We start from the raw sequence: 12983 nt of genomic DNA, 5'->3' as shown, positions 1-12983 counted from the left end.
GCTCACGCCTCGTTACGCACGCAGAAGAATTCGGTCTCGCTGACAATTCGGTTGACCAGACGGCCCACACCTTCGACTTCCACCACCACGTCATCGCCCGGTACCACATCGGCCAGGCCTTCGGGCGTGCCGGTGGCGATCATGTCGCCGGGTTGCAGGGTCATGAAACCGGACAGGTATTCGATGAGGTAGGGGATATCGAAGATCATGTCGCGGGTGCTGCCTTCCTGGCGCAGCTCACCATTGACCCAGGTGCGCAGCGTCAGGTTGGCGGGGTCGGGCACATCGGCCACATCGACGATCCACGGGCCGACCGGGGTGGTGGCATCGCGGTTTTTAACGCGCAGGTTGGGGCGGTAGTAGTTTTCCAGGTAGTCACGGATCGCGTAGTCGTTGCACAGCGTGTAGCCGGCCACGTAGTCGAGGGCGTCGGCGCGCTTGACGTTGCGCGCGGTCTTGCCGATCACGGCCACCAGCTCGCACTCGTAGTGCATGTACGCGACGTTGTCCGGGCGCCAGGTGACCTGGCGGTGGCCGGTATAGGTGCCGACGGACTTGATAAAGACCAGGGGCTCGGTGGGTGGCGCGAAGGCCAGTTCGGCGGCGTGGTCCGCGTAGTTCAGGCCGAGGGCGAACATTGTGCCGGTGGCCGGTGGCAGCCACTCCACCTGATGTTCATCGAGCCGCCGGCCATCGCCCAGGCGCACGCCATTATCGGCCTCGACCTGCACAGCGTGGGTTTCACCTTCAAAACGGATACGGGCGTGTTTCATGGGGCGATCTCCGCTTGAATGGGGTTGACCAGGCGGCCGACGCCGCTGATCTCGACTTCAACCGTGTCGCCAGGTTGCACATCGACACGGCCTTCGGGGGTGCCGGTGATCAGCACGTCGCCGGGGTGCAGGGTCATGAACTCGCTGATCTCGGCGATCAGTTGGGGGATGTCGCGCACCCAATTGGCGGTGGAATTCTCTTGGCGCAGCTGGCCGTTGACCCACAGCTTGAGGCTCAGTTGCTGGGGGTTGGGCACCTGGTCACGCGGGATCAAGTGCGGCCCGAGCACGCAAAAACCGTCGCGGCATTTGGCTTTGACGGCCGGGCGGTAGTAGCTGTCTTCCGGCAGGCTGAACTCGTTGACCACGACGTAACCCGCCACATGGGTCATGGCATTTTCCACGCGCACACGGCTCGCGCGCTCGCCGATCACCACGCCCAATGCCGGCCCCGGTTGCAGGCGTTCACCCTGCGGGTGCAGTACCGCTGCGCCATGTTCGTTGCGGGTGTTCGGGGTCTTGATAAACAACACCGGCTTGCCTGGCGGTTTCTGGTAGGGCGCCTGCTGGAAGGCGGCGAGATGCTGGTCCAGCAGGCCCTGATAGTTCAGCGCGACGCCGAACAAGGTGCCGCTGGCAACATCATGCAGGGTACGGCTCATGCGTTTCTCCTGGCGGTGGCGACTGCAGCATAGGCAGTTCGTTAAGTTGTTAACGTTATAATTAATATATTAACTACCGTCAAGCATGGCAAAATCCACCGGCATCAAAACAACAAGAAGAGGGCACTGTGCAGCCGATCCCCAATATCAACATCGGGCAGGTCTACGACCAGCGTTACAGCGACGCCGAGGTGCATTACGACAAGCTAGGCAACCTGGCGGGTTTTTTCGGGCGCAATATGCCCGTGCATCGGCATGACCGGTTTTTCCAGGTGCATTACGTGAAAAGCGGCGCGGTGCGGGTGTATCTGGATGACCGCCAGTATGTGGAATCGGGCCCGATGTTTTTTCTCACGCCGCCCACGGTGCCTCACGCCTTTGTGACCGAGGCGGACGCCGATGGGCATGTGCTGACGGTGCGCCAGCAACTGGTGTGGGCCTTGATCGAAGCCGACCCCAGCCTCGCCTCAGGCGCCGCGTGTGTGGCGCTGACGGCGCAAAGCCAGGGGCTGGATCAGCTGTTCGAAGAACTGTGCAGTGAAATCAACGCCGAGCGCGCAGGGCGCGCCGCCGCCCTGGACAGCCTTACACGGCTGATCATGATTCGCCTGTTGCGCCTGTGCGCCCACTCGTTGCCCGCGCGGCCTACACGCCATGAAGACCTGCGCATCTTCCATCGCTTCAACGAACTGATCGAAGCCCATTACCTCGAGCACTGGCCGCTGGCGCGTTATGCCGCCGGCATCGGCGTGACCGAAGCGCGGCTCAATGAAGTCTGCCGGCGCCTGGCCGACCTGCCGTCCAAGCGCCTGATCCTTGAACGTGTGATGCAGGAGGCCAAGCGTCTGCTGTTGTTTACCGGTAGCTCGGCAAATGAAATCTGCTACCAGCTGGGCTTCAAGGACCCGGCGTATTTCAGCCGGTTTTTCCTGCGCTATGCCCAGGTGACGCCGGGGGAATACCGGCTGCGGCAGTCGGGGCTGCGCTGACCCCCCACGCGCCGCCCAGCGCTGTATACAAGCGCACGTGCGCCACCAGTTGCGCGAGCCTGTCGATGATCAACGCCTGCTGCGAACTGAACAGCGCCCGCTGTGCATCGAGAAAGGTGAGGTTGCTGTCCACCCCGCTGCGGTAACGATGCTGGGCCAAGTTGTAATACGTCTGGTTGGCCGCGACAAAATCCCGTTGCGCGGCGAGTTGGTCGGTATAGGTCTGGCGTGCAGCGAGGCCGTCGGCGACTTCCTGGAAGGCGGCCTGGATGGCTTTTTCGTACTGGGCCACGCTGATGTCTTTTTGCAGCTTGGCGTAGTCGAGGCTGGCGCGCAGGCTGCCGGCGTTGAAGATCGGCAGGTTGATCTGCGGCTGGAAGGTCCAGGTGCCAGAGCCGCCCTTGAACAGCCCGGACAGTTCGGTGCTGGCGCTGCCAGTGTTGGCGGTGAGACTCACCGACGGGAAAAACGCGGCACGGGCGGCGCCGATATTTGCATTGGCAGCTTGCAGTTGGTATTCGGCCTGGAGGATGTCGGGGCGCCGTTGCAGCAGGTCCGAGGGCAGCCCGGCCGGCACCTGCGCCACCAGTTCGGTGGTCAGCGGGCGGGCGGGCAGGGTGGCATCCACCGGCGCGCCCACCAGCAAGGCCAGGTTGTTGAGGTCCTGGGCCACCTGGCGTTGGTAGCGGGCCACGCTGGCACGGGTGCTTTCGACGCTGGTGCGGGCCTGCACCACCTCCAGCGCCGAAGCCTTGCCCGCGTTTTTGCTGCGCTGGGTCAGGTGCAGGCTGTGGTCGTCGGCGGCCAGGGTTTGCTGGGCCAATGCCAGCAGTTCCTGATCGGCCCGCCAGGTCAGGTAGGCGTTGGCGACGTTGGCCACCAGGCTCAATTGCGCGCTGCGCCGCGCCTGTTCGGTGCCCAGATAGGTCAGCATCGCCTGTTCGCTGAGGCTGCGTACGCGGCCGAATAAATCCAGCTCGTAGGCGCTGAGGCCCAAGGTGGCGGAATAGCTTGAGGTGATTGCGGACTGGCCGGTGCCGGTCACGTCCGCGGGCAGCTTTTGCCGCTTGCCCACGGCGCTGGCGGACACTGCCGGGAACAGGTCCGCGCGCTGGATGCGGTACTGCGCCTGGAAGGCTTCGACATTCAACGCCGCCACCCGCAGGTCACGGTTGTTGCGCAGCGCTTCGGCAATCAGTTGTTGCAGCGCCGGGTCCTGGAACACCGGCTGCCAGTCCGTGGTGACCGCCGAGGTGTACACCCCGCCCTGGGGATACTGCGCCGGGATTGGCGCGGCGGGCCGCTGGTAGTGCGGGATCAGCGAGCAACCGCCGAGCAGGCAGGCGAGGGTGAGCGTCAGAGTGCGCATCAGGCGCCCACCATCCATTTCGCCAGCCCATGTCGGCCGCTCACGCCCAGCTTGGCGGCGGCACGCTTGAGGTAGGTCTCCACCGAGCTGTTTTTCACGCTGAGCTTTTGCGCCATCTGCGGCACGGTGCCACCGGTCAACAGGCCCAGGCAGACTTCCTGCTCCCGCGCCGACAAGGTGATATCGCTGAGCGCCAGGCGCTTGTAGAACTCACGCTGCAATTGCGACTGTTCCTGCACGCTATGTGGCGCTTCGACCTCGCTGTGTGGCGCTTGGCGCAGGCTGTGTGCATGCCGCTCCATCAGGGGCAACAGGGTCTCCGAAAGGCACTTGAGAAACGACAACTCGGCGAGGGAAAAACCGCGCTGGGTAGGCGGGCGGTACAAGGAAATCACACAGCGCCGGCTGGCCTGGCGCGACACCAGGTTGCACTGGTGTGAACTGCCGCCCTTGGCTTTCATCTGGATCAGCAGCGGGGCCTGCATGCGCAACATGTCCCGCAGCAGCGGATGGGTGTCGAGCGGGTGCAGGGTCTGGGGCGCCGACCACGCCTGCTTGAGCCCCGCGCTGCCGAGCAAGGTGATGTCGAGCACGCTGTCGCGGGTTTCATCGAGGGTCCATTCACTGAGGTCGACCAGGTGGATCGGTACCCACTTGTCGACCAGTTGCAACAGGTTGGCGGCGAAAGCCTCATGGCCACTGGTTGCAATCAACTCACCCATCTCGGCGTAGAAATGCGGGTTGTCCGTGGTGCCAATACTCTGCGTCAAGCTCATAGCCATCTCATCCTTGATGTCCAAAATCGTCAGCAATCAGCCCGTGAAATCCTATTCAGCCAGGTGATTTGTCCTACGTATGTAGCAGAAATGCGTGACACAAGCTGCCATAAAAACAACGTCATTAATTCGACGTTTCTGACAGTGTTTTCCGCCTGAGAAAACTGGAAAATAATCTGAAATGTTAGTTAAGTTATTGAAATTAAAAATAAATTATTTTCATTTTGGCGGCTTGCAACCAAGCGGCATCGGCCAGTCATAGCGAATGTCCTACATCCATTTAATCGTTTCAGCGGTGGGCCTTCCGCCAAACCCAATTCCATCCATTTGGATGTCCGGGTTTAGGGTGACAGACAGGCCCCGGACCCCATGCTCAAATCCGGCAATTTCGCCGTAGTGGGCCCTCCTGCGCGGCCAGTGCCTGATACCCATGAGAAGGATCTTATGCAGCCCTTACCCTGCCTGCCGACCCGCTTGCCCCTCACCGCCGCCCAACAGGACATCTGGCTCGACCAACTGCGCCAGGGCGACTCGCCGCTGTACAACATCGGTGGCTACGTGGACTTTGCCGGTGCCGTGGTGCCGGCGCTGATCGAGCGCGCCGTCGCGCAACTGGTGGCCACCCACGATGCGCTGCGCAGCCAACTGCATGGCGGCGCGGATGGCTTGCCCGAGCAAACCTTTGTGGCCGAGATGGCGGCCGAGGTGGTTCTGCATGACGTGTCGGCGCAGCCCGACCCCCTCGCGGCGTTCCAGGCCCTGATGCAGGCGCAGATGGCCCGGCCCTATGCCCTGGCAGGCGAGCCGCTGTTCCGCTTCTTCCTGGTCAAGCTTGGCAGCCAGCACTACCGCCTCGGCACCCAGGCCCATCACTTGATCCTCGATGGCTGGGGCTTTGGCCAGATGCTGCAATCCCTTGCCGGCCTGTACAGCGCCCTGGAGCAGGGGCGGGCGCTGGTGCAGCAGGCGCCGTCCTATCGCGACTTTATCGACGCCGACCTGAGCTATCGGCAGTCGCCGCGTTATGCCCGTGACCGTGCCTATTGGCTGGACAAGTACCAGACCTTGCCGGAACCGCTGCTGACACCGCGCCACACCGCCAAGGCGCCGAGCAATACCTGGGTGCAGGACTTTCCGCTGGCCTTGCTCGAACGCATGGAGCAGGTTGCCACGGGTTACCAGGCGTCAGCGTTTCATGTGCTGCTGGCGGCGCTTCACGTGTATTTCACCCGCACCGGCCAGCGTGAGGAATGGGTGGTGGGGGTGCCGATTCTCAACCGCGCCAACGCCCGGTTTCGCGCCACGGTCGGGATGTTTGCCCAGGTCAGTGCGGTGCGTTTGCAGTTCGATGGGCAATTGCCCTTTGGTGAGTTGGTGCGTGGCGTACGTGACCAACTCCAGCAGGATTTTCGCCACCAGCGCTTTCCCTTGAGCGAGCTGAACCGCGAGCTGGGCCTGCGCCGCAGTGGGCGCGAGCAGGTGTTCGAGGTGTCGCTGTCGTTCGAACAGGATGACCATGACCTGCGTTACGGCGACGTCCAGGCCCGGGCAGTCAAAGTGTCGAACCGACATGAGCCGCTGCCGTTGGCCATCCACCTGCGCAGCAACCGCCAGCAGGGCAGTGCGTGCCTGCATTGTGTGTACAACGAGGGGTATTTTCAGCACGCCGAGGTGCAGGCGCTGGCGCAGCGTTTGATCTGGCTGCTGGAGCAGGGGCTGGACGACAGCGCGGTGCCGGTCGGTGAACTGGCGTTGGTGACGCCGGCCGAGCAGGCCCGGTTGCAGCAGTGGAATGCCACGGCGCGGCCGCTGGTTGAACCGCACACCGTGCACGAGCGCATCGCGGCGCAGGTCGCGCGCGCGCCGCAGGCCATTGCGGCGAAGTATCAGGGGCAGTCGCTGACCTACGCCGAACTCGACCAGCAGGCCAATGGCTTGGCCCATCAACTGCTGGCCCACGGCGTGCAGCCGGATGATCGGGTGGTAATCCTCGCCCGGCGCGGCCTCGACACGCTGGTGGGGTTGTTGGCGATTCTCAAGGCCGGCGCCTGCTACGTGCCGGTCGACCCGGCCCATCCCGCCGAGCGCCTGCATTACTTGCTGCACGACAGCGCGCCGGTGCTGGTACTGGTCCAACCCGAGCTGTTGCACCGCCTGCCCCCGCTGGCGGTGCCCGTGATCGTGCTGGGCCACGCAGCAGAGCCGGCAACCCAGCCGCCGCGTGTTGCGGTCAGCCCGACGCACCTGGCCTATGTGATTTACACCTCCGGTTCCACTGGTTTGCCCAAGGGCGTGATGGTCGAGCACCACAGCGTCTGCAATCTCGTGGACTGGCACTGCCAGGCGTTCGACCTGCACGCCGGCAGCCATACCGCGAGTGTCGCCGGGTTTGGCTTTGATGCGATGGCCTGGGAAGTCTGGCCGGCGTTGTGCGTGGGCGCCACCTTGCACCTGCCACCGGCCCATGACGGCGCCGAGGACATCGACGCGCTGTTGCACTGGTGGCAGGCGCAACCGCTGGACGTGTGTTTCTTGCCAACGCCGGTGGCCGAATACGCTTTCAGCCAGGGCCTGGGCCATCCGACCTTGCGCACCTTGCTGATTGGCGGCGACCGCCTGCGCGCGTTGCCCCAGGCGCAGACCTTTGCCGTGGTCAACAACTACGGGCCGACCGAAGCCACGGTGGTCGCCACCTCCGGCCGCGTCGAGGTGGGGCGGCCGTTGCATATTGGCGCGCCGGTGGCGAATGCCTGCGTTTACCTGCTGGATGCGCAGCAGCGCCCGGTGCCCATTGGCGTCACGGGGGAGTTGTACGTGGGCGGCAAAGGCGTGGCCCGTGGTTACTTCAACCGGCCGGACCTGACGGCGCAGCGCTTCGTCGATGACCCCGACACGGGCGGGCGCATGTACCGCACCGGCGACCTGGCACGCTGGCTGCCCGACGGCAATCTGGAATACCTCGGCCGCAACGATGACCAGGTGAAGATCCGTGGCGTGCGTATCGAACTGGGCGAGATCGACGCGGCGCTGGCCGCTCACCCACAGGTTGCCGACGCGGTGGTGCTGTGTCGCGAAGGGCAGCTGCTGGCCTGGTTTATCGAGCGTGAGCCGGTGGCAATCGACGCGTTGCGCAGCCACCTGCAAGCCTCGTTGCCCGACTACATGCTGCCCGTGGCCTACACCCGGCTGGCGGCGTTGCCGCTGACCGCCAACGGCAAACTCGACCGCAAAGCATTGCCAGCACCGACTCAGGACGCCTTCGTGACGCGTGTGTTCGAGGCCCCGCACGAGGGCGTGGAAACCACCCTGGCCCTGCTGTGGGCCGAGCTGTTGCAGGTCGCGCAAGTGGGGCGGCACGATCACTTTTTCGAGCTGGGCGGCCACTCGCTGTTGGCGGTGCAATTGGTGCAACGCATGCGTCAGGCCGGCCTGCGTGCCGATGTGCAGGTGTTGTTCGGCCAGCCGACGCTGGCGGCCCTGGCGGCGGTGAGCGAGGGCCGCGACAGCGACGTGCCGGCCAACCGCGTGCCGGCTGATTGCGTCGCCCTTACGCCAGATCTGCTGGCCCTGGCCACGCTGGATCAGGCCAGCCTGGATCGCATTGTCGCCGGCATTCCCGGTGGTGCGGCGAATGTGCAGGAGATCTACCCGCTGGCGCCGTTGCAGGAAGGGTTGCTCTACCACCACCTCACCGATGAGCACGATCCGTATCAGCAACAGGCGCTGTTCAGCTTTGCCGGCCGCGCGCAGTTGGACGAGTTTGCCCAGGCGCTGCAACAGGTGATCGACCGCCACGATATCCTGCGTACCAGCCTGGTGTGGGACGCCCTTGAGCAGCCGATGCAAGTGGTGTGGCGCGCGGCGACGCTGCGGGTCGAACCGCTGCACGAAGCGTGTGCGCCGCTGGATCTGCGCCAGGCGCCGCTGATGGCCCTGGACTATCGCCAGGAGCCGGAGCAGCAACGTTGGGTCGCCCGGCTGCGCTTCCATCACCTGGTGAATGACGCCACGTCGACCACGATTCTGCTGGATGAAATACGTGCTCATCTGCTTGGTGAGCAGGCGCGCTTGCCCGCGCCAGTGCCGTATCGCAATGTGGTCGCACAGGCGCGTCTGCCCGAGCATCAGGCGGCGCACGAAGCGTTCTTTCGTGAGCGTCTGGGTGATGTCGATGAGCCGACCCTGGCCTTCGGTCTTCAGGAATATCGGGCGCAGCCTGCCGACACCGAAGCCGCCGAACAGGCGTTGGGCGACCCCCTCAACCAGCGCTTGCGCGCGCAGGCAAGGGGCCTGGGCGTGAGCGCCGCAAGCCTGTTCCACCTGGCCTGGGCCCAGGTTCTCAGCCGCGTGGCCGGCCGTGAGGATGTGGTGTTCGGCAGCGTACTGCTCGGTCGCTTGCAAGCGGGCGAGGGCGCCGACCGGGCCCTTGGCATGTTCATCAACACCTTGCCGCTGCGCTTGTGTTTGGCCGGGCAGAATGTGGTCGAAGCGGTGCGCGACACCCATCGCCAATTGAGCGCGCTGCTGGTCCATGAGCAAGCCTCCCTCGCCCTGGCTCAACGTTGCAGCCAGGTGGCGCCGCTGTTCAACAGCCTGCTCAATTATCGGCATACCGCCGCAGACGCCGTGCCGGACCTGGGGCCGGGCATCGCCTTGCTCAGCAGCGAAGACATCCTCAGTTATCCGCTGATGCTCACCGTGGACGATGTTGCCAGCGGCTTTCGCCTCAAGGCCAAGGCGCCGCGCCAGGTCGGTGCCGCGCGTTTGCTGGGCTACCTCGACACGGCGCTCAACGGCCTGGCGGACTCACTTGAGCATGCCCCGCAAAGCCCATTGCGCGACGTGCCGGTGCTGCCCACCAGCGAACTGCACCGCCTGCTGGTGGACTTCAACGCGACCGCCACCGACCACGACGCAACCCAGACGGTACAAGCGCTGTTCGAGGCCCACGCGCGGCACATCCCCCATGCCGTGGCGGTGCAGGCCGGCACGTTGCAACTGACTTATCGTGAACTCAACGAGCGCGCCAATCGGCTTGCATACGCCTTGCGCGAGCGCGGGGTGCAGCCGGACTCGCGAGTGGCGCTGTGCGTCGAGCGCGGGCTCGACCTGGTGGTGGGGTTGCTGGCCATTCTCAAGGCGGGCGGCGCCTATGTGCCGCTGGACCCGAGCTATCCCCGCGAACGCCTGGCCTACATGCTCCACGACAGCCAGCCGGTGGCGTTGCTGGTGCAGGGCGCCACCCGCGACTTGCCCGGTGACGTGGCGATCCCGGTGTTCGACTTCGACCGCTGCACCTGGCAGCAGGCGCCTGCCGGCAACCCACGGGTGCCGGGGCTGACCCCCACCAACCTGGCTTACGTGATGTACACCTCGGGCTCCACCGGCACGCCCAAGGGCGTGATGATCGAGCACCGCGGCCTGACCAACCTGCTGCACTGGGGCTCGCAGCTGTGCCCGAACGCCGAAGGCGGCGCGCTGTTGCAACGTGCGCCGTTCAGCTTCGACGGCTCGGTGTGGGAGCTGTTCTGGCCGCTGGCCAATGGCATGCGCCTGGTGCTGGCGCGGCCCGATGGGCATCGCGAACCGGCGTACCTGGCGCAGGTGATCCGTGATGAAAAAATCACTGTGATCAAGTTCGTGCCGGCGATGTTGCAGCAGTTCCTCGAACTGGACGAGTCGGCGTTGTGCAGCAGCCTGACCGATGTGCTGTGTGGCGGCGGCGAACTCACCGAGGCCCTGGCCCGTGGCGTGCAGGCGCGTCTGCCGCAGGTGCGTTTGCACAACGTCTATGGCCCCACGGAAGCCACGGTGGATAGCAGCGCCTGGACCCTGGCACCGGGCGCCCGCGTGCCTGCGCTGCAATTGCCGATTGGTCGGCCGATCAGCAATACCCGCCTGTACGTGCTCGACGAACACGATGCGCCGGTGCCGATGGGCGTCAGCGGCCACTTGCATATTGGCGGGGTCGGCGTGGCACGCGGTTACCTGGGGCTGGCGCAGCTGACCGCCGAGCGTTTTATCGACAGCCCGTTTGTGGCCGGTGATCGCCTGTACCGCACCGGCGACCTGGTGCGGTATTTGCCGGATGGTGACCTGCAATTTCTTGGGCGCAACGACTTCCAGGTCAAGCTGCGTGGCGTGCGCCTGGAGCTGGGGGAAATCGAAGCGTGCCTGGCGGCGCATCCGGCGTTGCGTGAAGTGGCGGTGCTGATTCGTGACGAGCGTTTGGTGGCGTATTTCACCCCGCGCGCCGAGGCGCCGAGCCCGGAGGTGTTGCGTGCCCATGTGCTGGAGCAACTGCCGGAGTACATGGTGCCGGCGGCGTTTGTGCAGCTTGACGCGTTGCCGCTGAACCCGGCCGGTAAGCTCGATCGCAAGGCGCTGCCGGAGCCTGGTTTGGCGTCGGTGCTCAGTCGCGCGTATGTGGCGCCGGTGGGGGAGGTTGAAACGGTGATGGCTGGGATCTGGGCCGAGGTGTTGAAGTTGGAAAGGGTGGGGCGCCACGATCACTTTTTCGAACTGGGTGGGCATTCGTTGCTGGCGGTGAATGTGGTGGCGCGGATGCGCAAGGCGGGGCTGGAGGTGGATGCGCGGACGTTGTTCAGTCAGCCGACGTTGGCGCAGTTGGCGGTGTGTACGGTGGCGCAGGTTGAGCAAGTGGCTGTTGCTGAAACCGCTATCCCTGCGCTCAATCGCCGTCGTCGGATTTGAAACCTGACATTGATTGAATGTAGACGCTGGCTTGTGTGGGAGCTGGCTTGCCTGCGATAGCGGTCTTTCTGTGTACATATCCATTATTTGGGTTACGGCTGCTTATGGTTCCGCCCTTACGGCGGCTCACTTTTGAAGAGCGCAAAAGTAAGCAAAACGCTCTTGCCCCAACACTCGGCACCTCGCCTAGGCTCGGTGTGCCCGTAATCCGACATGGATTTGGGCCAGCGTGTTTAACGGGGCGCCCAAGATCAAAATCAAAAACAAAGCGCGGCGGCCTAGTAGCCGACCGGGTCTCTGGAGCTGACGCGTTCCCCTGTGGGAGCTGGCTTGCCTGCGATGGCATCAACTGGGTGTGCCTGATGTAACGGGGTGTCTGCATCGCAGGCAAGCCAGCTCCCACACCGGTCTGATGCTGAATGGATTCAACACGCTGAGCGCCCATCGCATATAACTGAAAAACCAATCCATATGCGATCCAGCTATTGGATTGTTCATAAGGCTTTGCCTTTAATTCGCCACCTAACTCATTGTTACACGGAGTAAATCAGCGCCTCGTCGCGCTGTAATGAGTCACCGTAGCGCATTAGAGATTAGCCATGAGCAACCCCGTTGCCGTTGCACCCCAGCCCCTGGTCCGCGCGCGTGACCTGTGCAAGACCTTTGGCACCCAGCGGGCGCTGGATCAGGTCAGCCTGGAGCTATACCCGGGCGAAGGCGTGGGCTTGTTGGGTGTGGAAGGCGCGGGCAAGTCCACCTTGGTCAACATCCTCGGCGGCACCCTCGCGCCGGATGCCGGTGAGCTGTGGGTCGATGGGCTGCGGCAACGGTTTATCTCGCCGTTGTCGGCTCGCCGGGTGGGGATTGTCGCGGTGCACCAGCGCCCCGACGAAGGCATCGCCCCGGGCCTGAGCGTTGCCGAAAACCTGCTGCTGGACGAACTGTGCCTGCCCGGCGCGGACTTCCTGCTCAACCGCAAAAACCTCCTGCAACGCGCCGAAACCATCGCCGCCGGCTTGGGCCTGGACCTGCCGCTGCAACTGCCGGTCGAACGCCTCGGCCAGGCCGACCGCCAACTGCTGGTGCTGGCCCGCGCCTTCGCCCTGCAACCTCGGTTGCTGATCCTCGACGAACCCACCGCCGCGCTGTCGGACACCGACGCCGAGCGCCTGCTGGAACTGGTCGATAGCCAGCGCAGCCGAGGGGTGGCCATCCTCTATATCTCCCAGCGGTTGTCCGACCTGCAACGGGTGACCAACCGTGCAATCGTCCTGGAGAACGGGCGGATTGCCAGTGAAGTGAACACACGGCATTTGACGACGGCGACTTACACGTTGCTCGGGGATGCGACGCAAAGCGCGTTACCGGAGCAGAACCTGTCGGTGCCGTTTCTTGAGCGGTTTACCCGCACGGGTTTTATCCGCAATCGGGCGGAGGGGCGGGTGGTGCGGGAGCAGGTGGTGGGGTTGGAGGTCAAGGCGCTACCGTTGGGCATACAGCAGCTTGCAGGAAAGCCAGACCTCTGACGCCGTTTGTCGGATGGCTTTGCGAATTGTCAGTGCACTCTTGAGACCGTCACACTTTTTAAATGGGCAGCCATTTTTCCGTGTAAAAGCGCGGGTTGCAAAAGCCAAATTTTATAATGAGTTAGCGCTGTCGGAAAAAGATGGCTTTGGCGGTGCTGCTATAGGCAATAGTTG

Annotated in this window: 7 protein-coding genes; 3 read left to right on the top strand and 4 right to left on the bottom strand. The window is 64.1% G+C overall.

Going from position 1 to position 12983, the window contains the following annotated elements; translation table 11 throughout:
• Window positions 1-2: 2 nt before the first annotated feature.
• Together PSH87_RS17800 and PSH87_RS17795 are read right to left on the bottom strand one after the other, a co-directional pair.
• Window positions 3-773, bottom strand: a complete 771-nt coding sequence (locus PSH87_RS17800) for a fumarylacetoacetate hydrolase family protein (RefSeq protein ID WP_305430481.1) — start codon at window positions 771-773, stop codon at window positions 3-5.
• Entirely contained in the window at window positions 770-1435 is a 666-nt protein-coding gene (locus PSH87_RS17795) for a fumarylacetoacetate hydrolase family protein (protein ID WP_017734528.1), read from the bottom strand. Before PSH87_RS17795 ends, PSH87_RS17800 begins: the two co-directional genes overlap by 4 nt.
• A 128-nt stretch (window positions 1436-1563) precedes the next feature.
• Here PSH87_RS17795 and hpaA point away from each other — a divergent pair, with 128 nt between their 5' ends.
• A complete protein-coding gene (hpaA, locus tag PSH87_RS17790; RefSeq protein WP_017734527.1) occupies window positions 1564-2424 on the top strand; it encodes a 4-hydroxyphenylacetate catabolism regulatory protein HpaA in 861 nt (286 codons plus the stop codon).
• On the opposite strand, the gene PSH87_RS17785 is transcribed toward hpaA, so the two are convergent.
• Both PSH87_RS17785 and PSH87_RS17780 read right to left on the bottom strand, forming a co-directional pair.
• A complete protein-coding gene (locus PSH87_RS17785) occupies window positions 2351-3793 on the bottom strand; it encodes an efflux transporter outer membrane subunit (protein ID WP_305430479.1) in 1443 nt (480 codons plus the stop codon). The genes hpaA and PSH87_RS17785 overlap by 74 nt on opposite strands.
• Window positions 3793-4569, bottom strand: coding sequence for a helix-turn-helix transcriptional regulator (locus PSH87_RS17780; RefSeq protein ID WP_305430478.1), 777 nt, complete (start codon window positions 4567-4569; stop codon window positions 3793-3795). The genes PSH87_RS17785 and PSH87_RS17780 overlap by 1 nt, the downstream gene beginning before the upstream one ends.
• A gap of 444 nt (window positions 4570-5013) precedes the next feature.
• On the opposite strand from PSH87_RS17780, the gene PSH87_RS17775 reads away from it, so the two are divergent.
• Together PSH87_RS17775 and PSH87_RS17770 are read left to right on the top strand one after the other, a co-directional pair.
• A complete protein-coding gene (locus PSH87_RS17775; protein ID WP_305430476.1) occupies window positions 5014-11283 on the top strand; it encodes a non-ribosomal peptide synthetase in 6270 nt (2089 codons plus the stop codon).
• 599 nt (window positions 11284-11882) lie between these two features.
• Complete coding sequence (locus PSH87_RS17770; RefSeq protein WP_305430474.1) at window positions 11883-12809, top strand: ATP-binding cassette domain-containing protein; 927 nt, start codon at window positions 11883-11885, stop codon at window positions 12807-12809.
• Window positions 12810-12983: the final 174 nt, after the last annotated feature.

Origin of the sequence: Pseudomonas sp. FP453, assembly GCF_030687495.1 — a bacterium.
GTDB lineage: Bacteria > Pseudomonadota > Gammaproteobacteria > Pseudomonadales > Pseudomonadaceae > Aquipseudomonas.
Note: the sequence above shows the minus strand (reverse complement) of the source record. Positions and strands in the feature narration are given on the sequence as shown.